Source organism: Streptomyces sp. E2N166 (assembly GCF_003671715.1).
In the GTDB taxonomy this organism is placed as follows: domain Bacteria; phylum Actinomycetota; class Actinomycetes; order Streptomycetales; family Streptomycetaceae; genus Streptomyces; species Streptomyces thinghirensis.
Window position 1 is genome coordinate 723,879 of sequence record NZ_RAIF01000012.1, and the last position, 21,163, is coordinate 745,041.

The 21,163-nt window shown below is 69.8% G+C and carries 14 protein-coding genes; 13 read left to right on the forward strand and 1 reads right to left on the reverse strand.

Annotated features, from left to right (window positions below):
• The 5 genes from EBH09_RS11060 to EBH09_RS11080 all read left to right on the forward strand — a co-directional run.
• Positions 1-4,296, forward strand: a 4,296-nt coding sequence (locus EBH09_RS11060; protein WP_121746817.1) for an SAV_2336 N-terminal domain-related protein, incomplete at its 5' end; no start/stop codon positions are given.
• Between the two features lie 133 nt (positions 4,297-4,429).
• Positions 4,430-5,479 (forward strand): rod shape-determining protein, encoded by a 1,050-nt coding sequence (locus tag EBH09_RS11065; RefSeq protein ID WP_121746818.1) that lies wholly within the window; start codon positions 4,430-4,432, stop codon positions 5,477-5,479.
• A 69-nt stretch (positions 5,480-5,548) separates the two neighbouring features.
• On the forward strand, positions 5,549-6,985 hold the full coding sequence (locus EBH09_RS11070; protein WP_121746819.1) for a GAF domain-containing protein: 1,437 nt from the start codon (positions 5,549-5,551) through the stop codon (positions 6,983-6,985).
• Between the two features lie 243 nt (positions 6,986-7,228).
• A complete protein-coding gene (locus EBH09_RS11075; RefSeq protein ID WP_121746820.1) occupies positions 7,229-7,966 on the forward strand; it encodes an ANTAR domain-containing protein in 738 nt (245 codons plus the stop codon).
• A 65-nt stretch (positions 7,967-8,031) separates the two neighbouring features.
• Positions 8,032-8,181 carry a hypothetical protein gene (locus EBH09_RS11080; RefSeq protein WP_193776234.1) on the forward strand — a complete coding sequence of 50 codons (150 nt, stop codon included), beginning with the start codon at positions 8,032-8,034 and terminating at the stop codon, positions 8,179-8,181.
• Positions 8,182-8,236: 55 nt separating this feature from the next.
• Here EBH09_RS11080 and EBH09_RS11085 read toward each other — a convergent pair whose 3' ends face one another.
• Positions 8,237-9,283, reverse strand: coding sequence for a helix-turn-helix domain-containing protein (locus EBH09_RS11085; RefSeq protein WP_121746821.1), 1,047 nt, complete (start codon positions 9,281-9,283; stop codon positions 8,237-8,239).
• 943 nt (positions 9,284-10,226) lie between these two features.
• Between EBH09_RS11085 and EBH09_RS11095 the strand changes: the two genes are divergently transcribed.
• From EBH09_RS11095 to EBH09_RS11125, 8 genes are all read left to right on the forward strand, one after another.
• Positions 10,227-11,207, forward strand: coding sequence for an ATP-binding protein (locus EBH09_RS11095; RefSeq protein WP_121746822.1), 981 nt, complete (start codon positions 10,227-10,229; stop codon positions 11,205-11,207).
• A 292-nt stretch (positions 11,208-11,499) separates the two neighbouring features.
• Positions 11,500-13,830 carry a S8 family peptidase gene (locus tag EBH09_RS11100; RefSeq protein WP_193776235.1) on the forward strand — a complete coding sequence of 777 codons (2,331 nt, stop codon included), beginning with the start codon at positions 11,500-11,502 and terminating at the stop codon, positions 13,828-13,830.
• Between the two features lie 736 nt (positions 13,831-14,566).
• Positions 14,567-15,067 (forward strand): hypothetical protein, encoded by a 501-nt coding sequence (locus EBH09_RS38815; protein ID WP_238697267.1) that lies wholly within the window; start codon positions 14,567-14,569, stop codon positions 15,065-15,067.
• Positions 15,068-15,649: 582 nt separating this feature from the next.
• A complete protein-coding gene (locus tag EBH09_RS11110) occupies positions 15,650-15,937 on the forward strand; it encodes a hypothetical protein (protein ID WP_121746825.1) in 288 nt (95 codons plus the stop codon).
• Positions 15,938-16,216: 279 nt separating this feature from the next.
• Entirely contained in the window at positions 16,217-17,119 is a 903-nt protein-coding gene (locus tag EBH09_RS11115; protein ID WP_121746826.1) for a restriction endonuclease, read from the forward strand.
• A 141-nt stretch (positions 17,120-17,260) separates the two neighbouring features.
• Entirely contained in the window at positions 17,261-17,419 is a 159-nt protein-coding gene (locus EBH09_RS37785) for a hypothetical protein (RefSeq protein WP_193776318.1), read from the forward strand.
• Between the two features lie 589 nt (positions 17,420-18,008).
• Positions 18,009-19,490 (forward strand): hypothetical protein, encoded by a 1,482-nt coding sequence (locus tag EBH09_RS11120; RefSeq protein WP_121746827.1) that lies wholly within the window; start codon positions 18,009-18,011, stop codon positions 19,488-19,490.
• Between the two features lie 305 nt (positions 19,491-19,795).
• Positions 19,796-21,094 (forward strand): ATP-binding protein, encoded by a 1,299-nt coding sequence (locus EBH09_RS11125; RefSeq protein ID WP_121746828.1) that lies wholly within the window; start codon positions 19,796-19,798, stop codon positions 21,092-21,094.
• The last annotated feature ends 69 nt before the right edge of the window (positions 21,095-21,163 follow it).

Sequence of the window (21,163 nt, forward strand, 5' to 3'; positions counted from 1 at the left end):
CCGTCCCCGGCACCCGCACCGGGCACCTCGGCCGTCGAACCGCACAGCGCACTGCTCGCACCCGCCCCGCCGATGCTGCGGCACACGCTGGCGCTGCAGCGCTCCCTGCGCCCGCTGAAGCGCCGCACCGACGCTCCGGTGGGGCACGAGGTGGACGAGGCCGCGACCGCCGACCGCATCGCGCGGCTGGGGGCCGGCCCCGAGTGGTGGCTGCCGGTGCTGCGGCCCGTGCGGGAGCGCTGGCTGCGGCTGAACCTGGTGCACGACGCGGGCCCCACGATGCCCGTCTGGCAGCCCCTGGTGCGTGAACTGCACGCCACGCTCGCCCAGTCGGGCGTCTTCCGCACGGTCACCCTGCACCGTGCGGAACCCGACGGCACCGTCCGCGGCGAGGGAGCCGACGCGCCCGCCGACGGCCGTACCGTCACCCTGCTGATCAGCGACTGCATGGGACCGCAGTGGCGCGAGGGCCCGGCCGGCACCCGGTGGTTCGGCACCCTGCGCCGCTGGGCGCGCCGTACGCCCATGGCCGTCCTGCAGCCGCTGCCCGAGCAGTTGTGGCGGGACACCGCCCTGCCGCCGGTCCCCGGCCGGCTGTCGGCCCCGCACCGGGCCGCGCCCAGCGCGTCGCTCGCCTTCACTCCGTACGACGACGGCACCGCGCCCCCGGCGCCCGGCAAGGCGGTGCACGTACCCGTGCTGGAACCGGGACCCGAGTGGCTGGCGAACTGGGCCGCACTGGTCGCGAGCCCGGGCGGCACCGAGTACCCGGGCGCCGCCGCCGCACTGCACCGCCCGTTGCCGGCCGACGCCGACGACCGTACCGACGTGTCGCGGCTGTCCGCCGGGGAGCTGGTCCTGCGTTTTCGCGCGAGCGCGTCCCCGGAGGCCTTCCGGCTGGCCGGCCACCTCGCGCTGGGGCGTCCGGACCTGCCGGTGATGCGGCTGGTGCAGGCCGCCGTCGAGCCGCACCCGCTCCCCCAGCACCTGGCGGAGGTCATCCTCAGCGGGCTGCTCACCACGGTCGCCGGGCCCCCCGGCTCGTACGCGTTCCGCCCCGGCGTGCGCGACCTGCTGCTGCGCGGTCTGCCCCGTACCGCGCGCAACCGCACCCACGAGCTGCTGCTGCGGACCGGCGGCCTGATCGACGAACGGGCGGGGCGGTCGCCCGGCGAGTTCCGCGCGCTGATCCCCGACCGGGACGGCACCGAGCGGGCCGACCGGAACGAGTCGTTCGCGGCGATCAGCCAGGAGAGCGCGCGGCAGCTGGCCGCGCGGGAACGGCCACCGGCCGCGTCGCCCTTCCCGCGCGCGGTGAGCGCGCGCTACCGGCCGGTGCGCCGCCTCGCGCCGACCGGGAGGATGTGGCTGGCCGAGGACACCGCGGCGAACCGGACGGTGATGGTCCGGCTGCACGACGCGAACACCGACCCCGCGTCGCGCGAGGCGTTCCTGCGCGACGCGCGCCGCCTGACGGAGATCGCCCACCCGAACCTGGTCACCGTCCTCGACCGCGGCATAGAGGACGACATCCCGTACGTCGTCATGGAGCACCTCGACGGCATCGCCCTGAACGCCCTCACCCGGTCGGGCGGCCGGCGGCTGCCGGTGCCGCTGACGGTGTCGGTGGGGGCGCAGCTGGCGGCGGCGCTCACCGCCCTGCACGAGGCGGGCGTCACGCACGGCGGTCTGGAGGCGTCCCGGGTGGTCCTGCTGCCGGACGGCACGGCCCGGCTGAGCCTCTTCGAGCCGGGGCGCACCTCGGGCCCGGCCGGCCGCTCCGAGGACCTGCGGGCCCTGTGCGACGTCCTGCTGCTGCTGACGTCGGGCACCTCGCGCCTGACGGTCCCGATCGACTCCCGCCACCTGGACCGGCTGCCCGGCAGCCTGCGGATCCACTACGCGCACGCCTTCGACCAGCTGATGTCCGCCTCGTCGGCGACGCAGGCCCAGGGCCTGGGGCTGCTCGCGGCCCCGCGGCTTCCGGCCCTGGCGGCCGAGGCGTACGAGCGGCGCCGGTACGACGTCCTGGGACCGCTGCGGGTGCGGCTGCCGGACGGCTCCCCCGACCTGCCGCCGGACATCCGCGCGCTGCTCGCCATGCTGCTGCTCAAGCACGGCCGCACGGTGACGCACGAGGAGCTGCGGTGGGGCCTGTGGGACCCGGGCGACGAGCCGCGCAACCCGCGGGCCGAGGTGACCCGGCTGGCGGCGCGGCTGGCGGACGTCCTGGGCCCGGGCGTACTGGCGGCGTCCGCCCACGGCTGCGCCCTGCACACCAGCGCCGACGAAGTGGACGTGGTGCGGTGCGAGGAGCTGGTACGGCGCGCCGACGCGGCGCGGCTGGACGGCGCGCACGCCCAGGCCCGCGACCTCGTCACCGGGGCGCTGGCCCTCTGGCACGGCGCCGAGCCGCTGGCGGACGTCCCCGGTCCCGCCGCCCGCACCGCCCGCACCCGCCTCGTCCGGCTCCGCCTCGCCCTGCACACCAAGCGTGCCGAACTCGACCTGGCCCTCGGCGAGTACGACCGGGCGTCCACCGACCTGGACGGCCTGCTCCACGCCCACCCGCACCGGGAGGACTTCCGCCGCCTGTACCTGATCGCCTTGCGCCGCCAGGGCCGGGGCGAGGAGGCCCTGGCGGTGTACGAGGAGTACGAACTGTCCGGCGGGCGGAGCCCGGCTCTGGCGGCGCTGGGCCGGGAACTGCGCGAGGAGCACGACGAGCCGGCGGACGACGCCCCGTGGCAGGCGTACGAGGAGCCGCCGGCCCCGGACGGACCGAACGGCGCCGTGTCCGCGCCGGACGAGCTTCCGGAGGGCCCGTTCCCCACGGAGGACGGCCTCTGGACGCCCCTGCTGGAGGAGCCGGAGGAAACGACCGAGAATGCGGAGGCGGCCGAGTTGCTCGCCGCGCGCGGGGCGTGGGTGGGCGATCCCGAGGACGATTCGGACCTCGACCCGGCGGAGGTCCTGGAGCGGGCGGAGATCATGGCGGAGGTCGCGGAACTCGCGGCGGCGGAAGCCGCGGAGGAGGAAACCGACTTCGACACCGACTTCCGCGACTGCGCCCGCTTCACGTTCGCCGACGGCCGCCCGGGCGGTGAGGCCCGTTCGGCCCTGCACGGCGTGGTCGCGGACCTGCTGACGGGCAGCGGGCTCCACGGAGAGGCGTACGAACTCCTGGACGATCAGGACGGCGGCCTCCTCGTGCTGCTGGCGCCGCGGGTGGAGTCCTCCCGCCTCCTCCGGGCGACCGTGGAGGGGCTGCCCGGACAGCTGGCACGCCTGGACGGCCTGCGGTTGCGGGTCGAGTTCTGGCAGGAGGAGTTCCGCGTGGACGGCGCTGAGGTCCAGCGATTCCGCGCCGACCCCGGGCCGGTCGACGCGGCCCTGGACGCCTCCGGCGCACAGGCGGTCATCGCCCTCTCGGACTCCCTGTACTACGACGAGGTGTACGAGGACGCGGAGGGGGGCGACGGCGGCCCCGCCCTCGCCCCGGACGCGTTCCGGCCGCTGGGTGCCGACAGGGGCTGGTACCGCACGGTCGACGGGGCCCGCGGCCCGCGCGTGGCGGTACCGGCCGGCGCGGCGAACACTCCGGAAGACCTGATCGCCCGAGCCCGCTGCGTCCTCCTGGGCTTCGACGACGTGACGGCCCGGCTGTACCGGCCCGCCGCGGAGCGGGAGGTGCTCCTGGACATCGCGGCGCTCCTCGTCGAAGAGCGTGATCCCGAGGACGCGCTCACCGGGGCAGCGCTGCCCCGGGTCGCGGCGGACGGGTACGCCGGCACGCTCGACCTCATCCGGGCGCTCGCCGGACACCGGCTCGCCCATGACGTGCGTCTCCGGCTCGACCGGCACGAGGCCCGGGCGGCGCGCACCGCGCGGCCGACCCCCCTCGCCGACCGGCTGATCCAGGCGCTGCACACCCGCGAGGTGCCCACCGCCGTGGTGACCGACCGAGCCCCTGCCCCGGTCACCGCCTACCTGAGACGCCGGGGCCTGCTGGACGCCCTGCCGGGCGGCGTCCACGGCCGGGACGCCGGCCTCACCCGCCTCATGCCCGACCCGGACGTCCTCCGGCGAGCCCTGGAGCGGCTCGACGCGACCCCCGGCGAGTGCGTGCTGATCGGTTCCTGCGCCGCCGAGCAGTCCGCCGCCCGCGCCATCGGCCTGCCGTTCGTCGGCTACTGGCGCGCCGAACGGGTCCGACGGGATCTGAGAGCGGCGGACGGCGACGTGCTCCTCGTACCGGACCTCCGTCCGCTGCTCACGGCGGCCGAGAAACGCTGATCGCACACCCCCCATTCAGCGGCCCCCCGCCCGGCCCTCTCCAGAAGGCGCCCGCCCCGGCCCCAGCGCACGATGCCTGGGAGGCCGGCCACCGGGCGGCCCCGCACGGTCCGCGCTCTCGGGAGGATCTGCCATGACCGCCAGTACCGCCAGTCTGGAGCAGCTGCGCCGCTGCCACTTCGCCGTCGATCTGGGTGCGGCGCGGACCCGCGTGTACGTCAAGGGTGCCGGGCTCGTCGTCGACCAGCCGTCCGCCGCCGCGGTCAACACCCGCACGGGCGCGCTCATCGCGGTCGGCGAGTTGGCGGAGAAGATGACCGGCCGCACCCCCGCCTACATCCGCGTCGTCCGGCCCGTGTCCGGCGGCACGGTCGTCGACATCGAGATGGCCCAGCGCATGCTGCGGCACCTGCTCGGCGACAAGATCCGCCGCGCGCTGCGCCGCAAGCCCCGGCTGCGTGCCGCCGCCTGCACCCCGCACGACGCCGACCCGCTGGCCCAGCGGGCGGCGATCGAGACGCTGGTCGGGCTCGGCGCGCGCCGCGTGGAACTCGTCGACACGCTGATCGCCGCGGCGGTCGGCTGCGGACTGCCCGTGGAGCAGCCCGAGGCGACCATGATCATGGTGTGCGGGGCGCACGCCACCCAGGTCGCGGTGCTCTCCCTCGGCTCGATCGTGACCGCCGAACGCATCCCGGTCGGCGGTGAGGCCGTGGACCACGCGATCGTGCAGCTCCTGCGCCACCAGCACGAACTGGTGCTGCCCAGCCAGTCCGTACGCCCGCTGCAACTCGCCCTCTCCGGCAACGGCCTCACCCCGCAGGGACCGACGACCACCGAGATCCACGGCCGGGACGTGGCGACGGGGCTCGCGCGCAGTGTGCGGGTCGACACCGCCACCGTGCGCAACGCCATCCAGACGCCGCTGACGGCCGTGCTCGACGGGATCGGCAAGGTGCTGCGGGACTGCCCGCCGGACCTGGTCGCGGACCTCGCCGACCGCGGGATCATGATGGTCGGCGGGAGCGCGCTGCTGCCGGGCTTCGACCAGATGCTGCGTCAGGCCACGGGCATGCCGGTGCACATCGCGGAGCGGCCCGACGTGTGCGCGGTCCAGGGCCTCGGCACCATGCTGGAGGGCCGGGTCGAGCCGCTGGCCCTGAACCCGGCCTCGTCCGACTGACCCACCGGCGAGCGGACCGGGGGAGCCCGGAAGCCGCGGAGCCCGGAGAACCCGAGGAACCCGGACGGAATGACCGCGCAGCCCGCGCCCCGACTGACCCGCCTCCTCGAAGCCGTCCTGGGGGTGGGCACCGACCTCGACCTCCGGAGCACCCTGCGGCACATCGTGGACGGCGCCGCCGAACTGACCGGTGCCGTCTCGGCGGCCCTGACCACCGCCGACCCCGGCCGGGACGGCCTCGCCGAGATCCGCACCCCGGGCCGGGACGGCGTACCGGAGTCGGCGCCCCGGCTGCGGGTGCCGATCCACGTGCGCGACGGCGAGCGCGACGAGGAGTTCGGCGAGCTGTGTCTCGTCCGGCGGCCCGGCGGCGGCCCGTTCACCGCCGACGACGAGCAACTGCTGCGGGTGCTCGCCGCGCAGGCCGGCATCGCGATCGGCAACGCCCGGCTGTACGAGACGGCCCGGCAGCGCGAGCGCTGGCTCGAGGGCGCGGCGGCCGTCACCACCGCGCTGCTCACCGGGGACAGCGCCGACGACGCGCTGACGACGGTCGCCGAACGGGCCCGGCTCCTCGCCGGCGCCGACGCGGGCGTGATCCTTCAGCCGACCGCCGAGGGCGGCATGGAGATCGTGACCGCCTCGACGCCCGACGACCCGGACGGCATCGTCGGCGCGGCCATCGCGCCGGGCAGCCCCGTCCTGGAACAGCTCCTGGGCGGCGAGCCGGTGTTCGTCGCGGACTCGGCGACCGATCCGCGCATGACGACGCACGTGCGACACCGGTTCGGGCCCAGCATGATGCTGCCCCTGGAGGCGAGCGGCCGGCTGATCGGGACCCTCGCCCTCCCCCGCCGCCGCGGCGACCGCCCCTACACGGCAGTCGAACGGCTGCTCGCCACTCAGTTCGCCTCGCAGGCCGCGCTCGCTCTCGTCCTCGCCGACGCCCGGCGCGGCCGGGAGCGCCTCGCGGTCTACGAGGACCGCGACCGCATCGCCCGGGACCTGCACGATCTGGTGGTACAGCGGCTGTTCGCCACCGGCATGATGCTGGAGTCCACGCAACGCCGCCCCGGCGCCGAGGACGTCCGCGACATCCTCGGCCGGGCGGTGGACGAACTGCGGTCCACGGTCCAGGAGGTGCGTACGACGATCTTCGCGCTGCAGCAGCCCCCGGCCGACCCGCCGGCCGGACTGCGCGGCCGAGTGCTGCGCGAGACCGCGTCCGCCGCGGCCCTGCTCGGCTTCCCGCCGTCCACGCACTTCACGGGCGCCGTCGACACCCGCGTACCGGACCGGGTCGCGGACCGCCTGCTCACCGCCCTGCGCGACGCCCTGACCGACGCGGCCAAACGGCCGGGCGTCTCCCGTGTCGAGGTCGCCGTCGACGCGACCGCCGCTTCACCGGGCGGCGGGGACGAAGTACGGCTGACGGTCGGCGACGACGGGGAGACCGGCGGGGGCGACGGCGGCGGGACGACGGTCACGTGGCGGTCGCCTCTGTGAGGGCGCGGGAGGGCCGGGAGGGTGGACCGGACCGGAGCCCGCGGACAGGGCCTTTACCCATCGTTGGGCCGAGCATTCCCCGGGCCCGGGTGTAGTCCGCTCTCCGGCGGGCAGGCGAACCGACAGCGCCGCCGGACCGCTGCGGGCCGGGACCCTGTTTCCCGGTCGGTCCGACGGCCGACGGGGGCTGTGCGACGTTGGCGAACGTCTGTCAGACGGAGCAAGGACGGACAAGGCGGTGACATGACCCCAGCGGCACCACCACGTCTGGCGGGGACGCCGGCCACCCTGGTCATCGACGGCCGGGTGCACGCCGGCCGGGCACTGCTCGTCCCGCGTGGAGAACTCGTCCACGGGTGCGCGGACATCCTGGCGGAGGCCCTGGCCGCGTTGCCGGCCGGCGTGGACCGGGTCGACCTGGACATGGGCGACGTGAGATTCATGGACACGGCCGGGCTGCGGTTCCTGGACCTGCTGGGCGGCTACAGCCACCGGCAGGCGGTGCCCGCGACGGCGACGAACTGGCGCGGCCAGCCGCTGCGGATCCTGGAGCTGGCCGGCCTGGACACCACCGACCCACTGCGGGCCACCGCCCACCGTCCGGAGCCGGAATCGGCACCGGAGCCGGAGCCGGAGCCGGCCCCGGAGCCAGAGCCGGAGCCGGGACCGGAGTCCGCGCCCTTCACCACCCCCTCGGGCCCGGCCGAGCGGCTGCACGTCCTCCAGGAGGAGGTGGACCAGCTGCGCCAGGCGATCGCCTCCCGCCCGGTCATCGACCAGGCGCGGGGCGTGCTCATGGCGCTGCACGCCTGTACGTCGGAAGAGGCGTGGCACATCCTGCGCGAGGCCTCCCAGCTGTCCAACACCAAGCTGCGCACCGTCGCCGCGGCGGTCACCGCCAGCGCCGAGAGCGACGGCCCGCCCCCGCCGGCCGAGGTGCGCACGGCCCTGCGGACGGCACTGGGCCGGCTCGGACGCTGAGTGGTGCCGCCGGCCCCGGATGGGTACCCGGCCCGGGACCCCGTCCGGCAGGAGGAGGCACCCCGATGAGCGAACAGACCCCGTCCCAGGCGGAGGGCGAACGCGACGACGAGCGGAACGACGCCACCGACCCGCCGCACACCACTCCCTCCCAGGCGGAGGGTGAACGCGACGACGAGGAAGCGGACACGGTGGACGGCGCGGAGCGCGGATGACCCGGCGCCCCCGTCGGTCCGAGGGCGGTGAAAGCATGCCCAGCTCTGCCGACGCCTACCGACGCCTCGGAGTGGCCATGCGCACGTCCGCCCGCGCGGCTCTCCCGCGCGAAGGGGCGGGGTGGTACTGCTCCCGCCAGTCCCGCGGTGAGAGGCCGTAGGCCTGCTTGAACGCCTTGCTGAAGTGGGTCGCGTCCACGAAACCCCAGGTACGGCCTATCGCCGCGATGGTCCGCACCCGGCCGCCCGGGCCCGCCAGTTCCCGCCTGCACTCGGCCAGACGGTGCGTGCGGATCCAGTCTCCGAGGCTGATGCCCGACCGTGACAGCACGGTGTAGAGATGGCGGACCGAGATGCCGTGCGCGGCGGCGATGCGCGGGGCCGACAGGGCCGGGTCGGCCAGGTGCTCACGGATGTACTTGGTGATGCACAGGCTGAGCGGCACCTCCGACACCGCCGCCCGGCCGTGGCCGGCACCGTCGAACTGGGAGGTCACGACGGCCCGGAGAAGTTCGACGCTGGGTCCGATGATCGCTTCGGCGTGCGCCCCGGTGCGTAACTCCTCACTGGCGGCCAGGTGGGAGAAGTACGTGAAGGCGAGGCGCGCGGTGGGATTGCCCGGGCCCAGGGCGATGGCGGCGACGTCGCGCAGCACCCGCTCCGGGAGCGCGAGCGCCTCGCGCGGGATGCGCAGGGAGAGGTAGTCGAAGGCCTTCTCGAAGCGCAGCGTGTACGGGGCGGTCGATTCGAAGACCACGAGGTTCCCCGGCGCGACCAGGCACTGGCGGTCGTACTGACCCACCAGGTTGGTCCCCGTCACCTGAAGACCGAGGAACACCGACGGCTCGGCGTCCTCCCGGGCCAGCCGCTCCGTACGGCGCAGGGACACCGGGGTCCCGTGGGCGGAGCAGACCTTCATGGGCCCCACGGTGCCGAGCCCCATACGGGCCCCTATGGCCTCCTGGGGGGCGTGGTGATCGATGTCGACCCGGGAGAAGGACTTCCACAATGCGTGCCGGATCGTGTCCTCACGTTCCCGTGGTGCCACGACCGAAGTGTCCAGTGTCGCTGACGCGACGACGCGGTGATCTGTTCCCCCCACAAGCCACCCCTCCCTCACGGATATCAGGATGCGGCTAGCCACACCCACCGCACAAGGCACGGACCGTGACCGGTGGCCGGCCACGCGACCGACGAAGAGGGAACTCGTCCGACGGTGCAAGCGACGCGAAGGCTGCCGCTGCCGGCCGGCCCGTTGGCGGGCATCGCGGAACGCATGGCCGGCGGGCACGTCATCGAGGGTGTCGAACGGGCCCGCCGGTACGTCTACGGCGTGCGCGGCCTCCGGATGTGTACGCCTGCAACGGTGGCGTCCCCGCACGCGCGTACCTGAACGTTCCTGCGCCGAGAGGCTGGAGTGGGGCGGGTGGGACTCGAACCCACGGCCGGCGGATTATGAGTCCTTTTCGGATCTTCCGATCCGGCCCCACTCTTGCCTCGATCTTCCTATAACCGCAGGTCAGAGGCACTTCGCCGTTCTGGCCCTGAGCCGGCCTTCCTGATCCTTCCGGGTCCTTCCGTCCACTGCGTGTCCACTGGCCGCCCCCCGAGAGTCCTCCCGAGGGAGCCACTTGAGGATGCCCGCCGGGATCGATGCAGGTTGAGCGGTGGGCGAGTCGAGGTCTCGAACTCGCACGCAGCGGAGTGCCTTACCGACGAGAAAGGCCCCGACCTCTTCGCCCGAGGGTGGAGCCACGCGGCCTTTTGGCAGGTCAGCCGCCTGTTCCCAGACTACCCCGGTGCTGAGCGGTGGTCACGATCAGGCACGCCGCGCTCAGCATCCACTCCCTCCGGGGGCTGGAGCCTGGCCGGCTTTGAAGGTGAGCACCCAGGCTTCAGCCTGCGTGTGAGCCGGGTAGGACGTGCAGACGTATGCACTGGCTGGGAACAATTACGATGAGGCTCCGGTGTCGGCGGACAGTGATGCTGGCTGTCCGAGGTTCGCGTTACGGTGGCTGGACCTAGGAGCGAGGGAGGCGTAGACCGTGACGGCGAGCGCCGATCACCTCAAGGCACTGCTTAGCGCACATGCGGCTGGCGATGACGAGCGGTTCTACAGCATTGCTCTGCAGGTCGCGGCAAAGTCTGCACGACAGGGCCATAGTCGTCTTGCGGCAGAACTGCGGGAGCTGATCGACACTTCGCGAGCAGAGAAGATCAGCCGCCAGCCTGCCCCTACGCCTGTGGTGCAGCCACGCGGGGAGCTGGCGAGTCTCCTTACCGCTGACTATCCAGAGACCCGACTGGCCGACATGACCCTGGCCGATGACACGCGTACGGCTTTGGAGAAGGTACTGCATGAGCAGCGCCAGCGAGGCCGCTTGGAGCGTTTTGGGTTTACGCCCGTACACCGACTACTACTGTCTGGCTCGCCGGGCACAGGCAAGAGCATGACGGCAGCAGCGTTGGCACGAGAGCTCGGTCTGCCGCTATTTACGATCCGCTTGGATGGGCTGATCAGCCGGTTCATGGGTGAGACCGCCTCGAAGCTGCGCCTAGTGTTCGATGCCGCAGCGCAGACGCGCGCTGTGTACTTGTTTGACGAGTTCGATGCGCTGGGTGCTGACCGGGCCAATGGCAATGACGTCGGTGAGGCTCGTCGGATCTTGAATTCGTTCTTGCTCTTCTTGGACCAAGCGCCTGCGGAGAGTCTGGTGGTAGCGGCAACCAATCATCGTCATTTGCTTGACGGTGCCCTTTTCCGCCGGTTCGACTTGGCGATCGTCTACGGGCAACCGTCGACGGACCAGGCTATTGAAGTTCTGCGACGACGGCTCGCCGCAATGGACACCTCAGGGGTAGCGTGGGGAGATCTCTCTGCTCTCACAGAGCAGCTGAGTCACGCTGAGCTGGTCAAGGCTGCCGAGGCGGCCGCCAAGCGGGCGATTCTCGGGGGAAGCGACACGATCGACGCCGACCACCTGAGGGGCGCCCTGAACGAAAGGCACCTCCTGCGTCATGCCTGAGGGTTCCCCTCCGAGCGTCCCGCATCTGCTAGTTCCCTGGTCACCGCGTACGCTGACGCCCCGGCCACCCCGAGCGGCTGGACAGGCTCAGAAGCTGATCGACCGTACCTCCGATCGTCCTGGGCATTCGGCTCGGCTAATCAGCAATGTCGAGGACGCGCAGGCGGAGGCTCTCGGCGCACGGAGCTCGTTGGACCCTCGTGATCGCGCGGACGGGTTCGCTATCCGTGTGGAAGCAGCTCCAGAACATGAGCTGAAGTTGGACTCGCTCGACAAGTCAGGGTTGACGCTCATGAGCGTCCACGAGGCAGATGAGGAGCGGCCGCAGGAAGCCGTGGTGTGGGTGCCTGACGGGTCGGTGCCCACGCTTCTCCGAAAGATCGACCAGTTCACGGAGAACACCAGCTCCGGCAAGCCCAAGAACGCTGCACTGGTCGCAAACGTCGAGCAGATCGAACAAGCCACGGTGGAGAGTCTGTGGCAGGAGCAGGACCCCCTCCCTGATCCCGATGCCGTGATCTGGTGGGAGTTGTGGCTTGACCCCGCGCTCAGCAAGGCGGCCCCCGTAGAAACCCTGCGGCACTTGTCGCGGGTGCATGGCTGGCACATGGCGCAGCGGACCATTGGGATCGGGCATTTCCGGGTCGCCCAATTGCGCACCAACGTGCGCGGACTGACCCAGGTCCTGCGCACGAACGCCTGCCCGTCCGAGATCCGCAGGCCGACGTTCACTGAAGAGTTCCACAGCCGTGAGCTGAGGGACCTACATCGCGACTTCGTAGTCGATCTCGTCGGTCGCCTTCATCCTCCCGCACCTGGCGCACCCACCATCACGCTGTTCGACACCGGCGTGGACCAGGAGCACCCACTGCTGCGCCCCATCCTCATCGGCGCTGACAGCGTCATCGGCGGAGAAGGGCCGGACGATAACGACCCTCGTGGACATGGAACGCGGATGGCCGGCCTGGCAGCCTTCGGGGATCTTGAGGGCGCGCTCTCGTCGACCGCACCGATACGGCTGGATCATCACCTGGAGTCGGTGAAGATCCTTCCGCAGAGAGCCCCGGCAACACCGCAGCCGTTTGGAGAGGTGACGGCGACAGCGGTTGCCACGGCCGAAACAGCGAATCCCGAGCAGTCTCGCACCCGCGTGTTCACCATGGCCGTGACAGCTGAGTCCGGGGAGGGCGTCAACGGAACTGACGGAACGGCAACCCTGTGGTCCGCGGCCGTAGACGCTCTCGCTGTCGGCACGGACGTGACAGTGACACACGACCGCATCGACCTGCTCGGGCCACCAGAACCCGATCAAACACGCTTGATCGTCGTCTCCGCTGGCAACGTCCGTGACCACCGCGCCACCGACCTCATGGATGGAAACGGAACGGCCACCTACCTGGATCTGTGCGACACCTCCCGAATCGAGGATCCGGCGCAGGCGTGGAATGCGCTGACCGTCGGCGGTCATACCGAACTTGCTCATGTGCCTACTGCCGAGGATTTCGCCGGCTATCGGACGGTTGCAGCGCCCGGGCTGCTTTCCCCGCACAGCCGCACCTCTGTGATGTTCCGCGACGCTGCGGCTTTGAAGCCTGACATCGTGATGGAGGGAGGCAACCTCCTCGTCGATGACGACCTGACCGTGGTCAGCGGCCACGACGCGGTCTCTCTTACCACCACGGCCCGCTCGCATCTCGGTCAGTTGCTCACCACGATCGATGCCACGAGCGCCGCGACGGCGCAGGCTGCCCGCCTCGCAGCTCTCGCCTACGCCCGCTATCCGAACCTGCATGCAGAAACCGTTCGCGGCCTGCTCGTACATGAGGCCCAGTGGACCGACGCCATGATCGAGGGCGTCTACAACCGCAATGGTCGCCGCAAGATCGGTGCGGGTCAGCTCGCCCGCACCGTGCTGCGACGCTACGGCTGGGGTGTGCCCAGCGAAGAGCGAGTGTTGTCCAGTACTGCCAGCGCCGTCACCATGATCGTTCAGGGCTCGTTGAAGCCCTTTGTCCGCGACAGTAGGACGGTGCGCCTCGGCGAGCTGAAGCTGCATGAATTGCCCTGGCCTCGTGAGCAGCTTCTGGATCTGGACGCCGAGGAGGTGCGTCTGCGGGTAACGCTGTCCTACTTCATCGAACCCAACCCGGGCCGACGCGGCATGCTCGGGCAGCACACCTACGCCTCCCACCGTCTCCGCTTCGCTCTCAAAGGTCCCTTCGAGACCATGGAGGAGTTCGAGAGGCGGATCGCCCAAGCCGCCCAGGCAGAGGACGACGCCCGTACGAGCATCCGGCCCTTCGACGCCGATAAGAACTGGCTCGTGGGCCCAACCAATCGTGACCGCGGCTGCCTGCACGCCGACATCTGGAGAGGCACTGCCCGGGAGCTGGCTGACTGCGGTGTCCTTGCCGTCTATCCCGCCGGCGGTTGGTGGAAGTACCACAACAGCTCCGACCGCGTCGGCCGGAGCGTTACATACGGCCTGCTCATCTCGCTGACCACCCCTGAGGTCAGCGCCGACTTGTACACCCCCACAGCCATCCAACTCGGTGTCCCCGTCCCTGCTGAACTCCGCACCACAACAGACACAGCCGTCCCCGTCGAGACACGCCTGTTCTGATGGCCATAGAACGGGGGAGGTAGGAATGGGTCTCACCGCGATTGATCCCTCCTTCGGGATCCTGGACGCCACTCAATCGGATCTGGGCTGTGGGCGGGACTGGGCAAGCGTTCACCGGATGCGGCCTCGGCCGATGCTGTTATGTCCGGCCTGCCACCACCGCGTCCATGCCAAGCTTTCCCCAGGCGGCGTACGGTTCTTCGCCCATGATCCGGGAGCATCTCGGCAGTGTGCGCTGGCGGGTGAGTCGGTCGAACATCATCGACTGAAGCTGGCACTAGCCAGCTCCGTCCGCGAGGCAGGGCACCATGCGTCCGTTGAGGCGGCCGGGCCCGAGGGACTATGGCGTGCGGATGTGTTGTCTACCAGCCCCGATGGCGCCACCCGCTGGGCCTGGGAAGCTCAGCTATCCGCAGCAACCAACACGAACATAGAGGAGCGCACCGCCCGCTATGCCACCGACAGCATAGAAGTGTGCTGGGTGTCTGACCGACCCAGCACTTGGCTCGGAGCCGCTCCGTCGCTGCTAGTGAGGCCCGCTGGCATCGGTGACTACGCCGTGGAGGCTGGCACAGCACGGTTCGTCACCGAGGAATGCGCCTGCAGCCACGGCCACCGTACGTGCCCGGCTGGTCGGCACGGACACTGGGAAGGCGGACACGAGGCCCCTTTGGGAGAGGTAGTCGACCGTATCCTCCACGCTGCCCTGCTGCCCCATGCCCCCACAGTGCCGGTGGTGCTGGAAGCCATGGGCGCTTGGCGATGGTTGTGGGCGACGTCGGAGGCGATCGCAGAGGCAGAGGTATACGCCGAAGACGAGCGTGTCGGCCGGGAGCGTTGGCGCAACGAACAGATTGATTACGCTGTCCGCCGATTCCCCGAGGCCAACGCCCCCTTCGTCAACCAGTGGCAGCAGACGCTCGCTCCAACCGCGCGGCAGCGATTGCAGGACGCCGCGCTGGCGCAGGCCCGCGCCGAGACCGGCAAGCCAGCATTCGTTCATCTGACAGCGACGGCGTATCACTTCGGATGCGGAATTCTGGTCACGGTTGGCTCGGCCGTACCCAACTCAACCCGGGGCTGGTACGGCCTGATCCGCCCCGATCCCACCCGGCTCGACATGAAGCTGGTCGAACAGCTCGGCTTGGTGCTGTTCACCACCCCCTGTGAGTCGGCCGCCCTAACCAGAGCAGCCCCGCCCGGAATCCGCGTCATCACGGTCGCGACCCAGGTGTGACGGTAGCTCGACGCCTCATCGCCAACCATGGATGAGTCCTTTTCGGATCTTCCGCTTGCGGCCGGATCCTGCCCTGATCTACCCATTTCAGCAGGTCAGCGCATGCAACCTTCGGACCTGCGCGTGGCCTTGCTGGTCCTTCAGGATCCTTCCGTCCACTGCCTGTCCACTACGGGTGCACCGTGAGCCATCCGCGACGGCCACTGGGGAACCCCGCCGAGGACAGGTGTACAGGCAGAGGCCTGGTGCCTCCTATGACCCAGAGCCCTGCCACCATTGCCTGATCCATCGCCTCAGTTTGGCGGAAGGCTCAGTGCTCAGTGCTTTGAAGATGCGGAATCTCGGTAGGCGCTTCCGGAAGGCCAAGGACTCACCCACTACGGCGTCATTACCGGTGGCGTCAGCGAGCTGGGCGGCGGCATCGAAGGCTCGGGCCTGAATCCGAGCGATCTCCTGCTGGCGTCATCGATCGGGTACCCGGTATCGATCAGCATCCTGACGCCGGTCCCGACCGACGGGGCTGCGGCACCTACGCCCTTCACTACCTGCCATCGCGGCCTCGTCTGTGGGTTCGTCGTCAGCGTGCTCGGCGCCCGCGATCGTGATCGTCTGCTCGGAGCCGAGGAGATAGCCGAGCGCGGTGTCGACCAGCTTCGACGCATCGCCGAGATCGCGCCGCCCGGTTCCGGCTTCGTCATCGCCGGTTATCGCTGCGACGTGGCCGGCCTGATTGGAGTCGTACGCGGCCAGCAGACGGTAGGCGGCGAGGCGACGAGGCGCCGCAGGTCCTCGTCGGGCACCCAGGAGGAGGTCAACTCCGCCCAGGCGTCGCGGCCCGGTCGGCGCGGGTCGGCCATGACCGGCTTGTAGTCCAGCCAGCTCCAGAGGTCGGGGATCAGCTCGCCGTAGGCCCAAGGCGCCCCTCCAGGCAGTCGGCCCCGCGCCGCAGGCGCCCCCCCGTGTCCGATACTCCACCCCAGACCGCTCATAACGGAGTGATAACACCGGGCGAGAAGATTCCGTGACCTTTCGTGCGTATTTTTGTGCTTAAGTGCAGGTCAAACAACACCCTCCTCCCACATGATGCGGAGAAGTCACCCTCTCCCTTCACGGTGACTCCGGTAGCCTTCATGGCATGGAGGTAGGGCGGTGACCATGGACGAGCTGAAGTTGGGCGAGGTAGTAACGCGGCGTGATCTGCACTCGCGCTTCGGTGGTACCCCCCAAGGCGGCATCTCACCGTCGACGCGGTCTCAGATGGTGATGGTCTTCGTCACCGAGCGACCTAGCCCGGACGACTTCACAGGGTGGGGGGACGACGGAGTTTTCCATTTTTCAGGCGCTGGCATGCACGGCGACCAGGAGATGACGCGAGGAAACCTCGCGCTGCTGCGCCACAAGGAGCAGGGGCGCGCGGTGCACTTGTTCCACCAGCTCCGGAAGCACTCAGACGAACCAGGTCGGCTCTATCGCCATCTAGGGCGCTTCGAGGTCGACTCTGAACAGCCGTACTACGTCGCGGACGCCCCAGATGCCGACGGCTACATGCGGACCGTGATCGTCTTCCGACTGCGGCCGGTCGGAGCCACTGTCCCCGACGGACCGCGCCTGCCGGTCACTCCGCTGACCGAAACACGCGTCACCAGGGCGGCGGACTTCAGGCTGGCCAGCGTGCGCCGACAGCCCCAGGAAACCGCCGGAGGCATCGTCAAACGCTTGACTGCGGAGTACGCCAGCCACCTGAACGGTCTTGGGCGCGAGGTCGTCACCGCACAGGTGCGCGTGAAGGGCGAAACCTCGGTTGCTCGTGTCGATCTTCTGGACGTCACCGAGAACAGGCTGATCGAGGTGAAACACAGCGCCGCCCGGCAAGCAGTCCGGACGGCGATCGGCGCCCTCATGGATTACCGCCGCTTCTTCGACCCGACTCCCACCCTCGTGCTGCTCGTGCCCGCAGCCCCGAGGGCGGACCTGCTCGACCTCTGTGCGTCCCTGTGTATCGAGGTCGTATGGCCGAACCCTGAAGGAGGATTCACGTCGACCCATGACTAACGGCTGAGGCAGTACGCGCAAGGCAATGCGCCGCCGCCCCAGCCGCCGTCTGGTTACCACAGGGGTCCTAGTCGCTGTGAGTAACCGTGCCCTTGTCCAGCAAAGAACAGGAGCTACTCCATTATGTGCGAAAACAACGCCGTGCCTGAAGTCAGCAACGGTCACGACGCCACTGCGGCCCGAATCTACGGGCTCGCCCTGGTGGCCGGCGTGCTGCTGATCATCTTCGGGAACACCAGCCCGGTCGAAGCATCGGGATTTGTCTCCCCGTTCCTGGTCATGTTCGAGCAGCGGCGGTAGCTAGCCGGTGGCGGTCGCTCCAGTGGTGCGACCGCCACCGTGCCCGAGGCAGATCACCCCGTCGGTTCACACCACGAATCACGGCTTCTTCCCGGCCGCCTCAGCCGTGGCCTCGTCGTAGCCGGGCATGCCTGCGGGCGGAATCGAGGAGCAGGTGCCGAGGAAGCTGTCCGGTCGCTTGCGCTCTGCTCGTGCTCGCCGAGCTGATCCCGCCGGTCGGCGCGCTCGATCTCGCTCCCGCTGGAGTAGTCGGGCGCTGCACCGTTGGCGATCTTTTGCAGCTGCAATGCCAGGCCCTCGCTGCGCCCGAGCCGGTACGTCTCGCGTACGCAGTCGAAGTGTGCGGCGCGCTGGCTTCTCCGCTCCGGACGAACAGCCCGTGAGGCACGCGACCGCGAGGGTGCGCGGCTTCGTCGTCGCCTGCCGCGATGCGGAGGCGACGAGGAAGCGGTCTGCCCGGGCGTTGAGGCTGAGTCCTCGGTGATGCGGGCGTGGCGACCAGTTAGCTGGCTGCGCCCGGGCACCTGTGGTCGAGAGCATGGCGACGGCCACTATTGTGAGCCACCTCATTTGCCGGTGAACTTGTCGCATGCACCGCTGGACAGCGTTGAACGACCGACAACTCGCGCTCCTCAGAGACATCGCCGATGGAAAGGATCCCAGCGCCCAGGACCCGGGCATGCGGCGGTCAACCTATGCGCTGCGCGATCGAGGTCTGGTGACGGTCAGCCGTCAGGGTGGCGGTTGGCAGACGCAGGTCACCGAGGCTGGTCAGTTCTACTTGGAGCGCGGTCATCATCCGGAGCATCCGACACTTGGCGGTGCTCCGGGTGAAGCGTCAAAGACGTCGGTGACCGTGGCAACGGGCACAGGCCGTGATTCCGAGACGACAACTACACCGCGCCGGCGCAAGGGCACGACCGCGCAGAAGAAGCCGCCAACGCCCTACAGCGAAAGGCCCATCCCTGTAGCGCGCCGGGCGCAGGCAACCAGGCTCGTCGAGCGATTGGTCGCAGAGCGCCATGTTGTCATCTCGGAGCCGGACGAAGCTGAGATTACAGAGTGGCGGCGTGTCGTCGACTTCGCCAAGCGGCACGGACTTGCTCCGGCAGGGAAGCGCATCGAGAAGCAGCGACTTTGGAATGCGGGTCGGGACCTGCAGATTTCGCTGGTGGATGGCCCGCACGCCAACTCTGGGCGCAGGTCCTCGGTGGACAACCCGCGAGTTCCAGTACCTGCGCAGCTGCGCTCACCTCACCGCGTCGTGGTGGGGTTGCGAGATAGTGAGCGCCGGCTTCTCATGCCACCCTCCCTGCGACGCCGAGCTCTGTTGCTGCTCCAGGGACTGGCCGCAGAGGCTGAGCGCCGGGGGTACAAGGTCCGGGAGCATCCCGCCCTCGAGCGTGACAATCGTTCAGCGCACTACTACAACGGCCGGTACTTCCCCGCGAGCTGCCGGGAAGGGGTGCTGGACATCGTCATCGATGGCTTCACCTGTAGCGTCACGATCAAGCAGGAATTTCCCCAATCTGCTGACCCAGATCGCTCTCAGCAGCTCGCCCTGGACGTCGGTTACAGCCGATCCCATAGGCAGCACCACTGGGGCGACCGCAAGCGGTCGAAACTCGAAGACGTCCTGGGGATCGTGCTTCAGGAGCTGGAGACCCGGGCGATCGAGGAGCGGCAGAGGGAGTTGGATGAGAAGCGCGCGAAAGAAGAGCGCCGCATCCGCTGGGAAGCGGCCATGGACGCTGCCAAAGAAAAGGCTGCTCAGGCTCGGTTGGGAACGATCCTCCGTGAGCAAGCAAAGCAGTGGCAGGAAGCGCACGCGCTCCGCCAGTATTGCGACGCCCTGGAACGCCGGCTCGACGTACCGGCGGGAACAGAGACCGACGTCGAATCGGCTCGTGTCTGGTTGCGGTGGGCACGCGAGTACGTAGAGACGCTGGACCCGCTGACACAACTACCGACTATGCCGTCTGGGCTGGCGTTCGAGCCTGAAGACCTCAAGCCATACCTCAATGGTTGGAGTCCGTATGGACCGGAGGGGCGCACGGTGGGGTGGGGATGACTTCGGTCGAGCGGACCGCGTATCCGCGGTTCAAGCGACTGATCCCCGCGCGTGAGCTGCGTGTGTTCTTCACGTCGTCATAGGAGGAACGCGCCTGAGCGGAGGAGGCCGAGACTTCAACGAGCACCGGCTCGCGCAGCTGCTTGCGCTGAAGTCGTACCGGCGCATGGCTGCTTCCCCAATGCGTACAGGTGCCGAACCAGGTAACGAAGCTCATGCGCCAGGCGGCAGAGCTCCCTGTAGCCCGATCCATCCGTTGTCAAAACGCCAAGTGTGCTCGCCCGTTCGGGAACTAGGCTGCCCGGATGGCACGATCGTGGACCCGGCTGCACGAATTCCTCGGCCACCCGCCGGGACCGGTGACATACGAGATGGTCGCCGAGGCCGTTCAGCGGAAGCTCGGCGAGAGCGACGACCTGGACTGGAAGGAGGCCCTGCCAGCCACCTCGCCAGTTAAGGGCGAGTGGAACGAGTTCGCCAAAGACGTCGCCGCTATGGCCAACACCCGCGGCGGTCTGCTCGTCTACGGCGTCAGCGACGACATCGCGATGGTCGGCATCGACCTGGACGAGGTCAACGACAAGCAGCTGGGCCAGTGGCTGCGCGTCCATCTGCAGCCCGCAGTGAGCGGAGTGAGCTACGTCAAGCTCCCGGCTACCGACGGTACCGGCAAGGACATCCTTGTCGTCGACGTCCCGGCCAGTGAGATGGCGCCGCACTTCCTCTACGGATGGCAGCAGAAGGACAAGGACAAGACCACCTTCAACGCCCCCTTCCGGCACCGTGACGACACCGACTACATGGCCGAGCACCAGATCGCGCTTGCGTACCGGGAACGCTTCGCCCGCCAGGCGGCTGCCGAAGCCGCTCTGGACCAGCACGTTCAGCACGTCACGGACCTCGTCCTGGGAGAGTCGGAAGCCCCTGCGGCATGGCTGGTCGTCGCCGCACGGCCCACGCGTCCCATCCCCAGGATGGTGCCACCGCTGTCCCGCTCGGAGGCGCAGCATGTCATGTACCAGAGCGGGAAGCGCGCGGAGGCCCTGCTCGCTGACGCCGTACCGATGCCCCGGCTACGGGTCCCCCAGCTCTTCCATGATCTCCTCGACAACAATCCACGCAGGGGCCTGCGCCGCTGGGTCGACACCAACATGCTCGTCCCGTCCCGCGCTACGCGCCGACGCGGCGTGCTGGTGGAGCTCCATCACGACGGTACGGTCGTCACTGCCGTCGATCTCTCCCACAACGCCCTGCCGGCGCCGCAGTCGGAAGTCGTACTGCCAGTGGCCACGCCGGTACTCACCAGTGCTGTCTTCGAGACGGTCGCACTCGTCCACGAGCACCGACTGGCGCTGCGCATGGACGCTCCCATCGAGCTTCGGGCCGTTCTCGGGACGCAGCGCACTGGACTCTTCCGCTTCACTCCAGTCGTCCTCGGCCACAGTCGCCCCGAGGTAGCCGAATGGGCACGGCAGCCCTCCGCCGTGCAGCCCGCCCACAGCGACCTGGCGCCCTTCGCCGACGATCAAGCCCTCACCGCCGGTGCCACCGAGCTCGCAGAAGGATTGTTGCACCAGTTCGGACTCGAAATCATGCCGACGTGAGGCCATCGGCACGCACGGGAGTGACCGTCAGGTCCAGGGAGAGCGTGGGGTTCCGGTTTCAAGGGACCT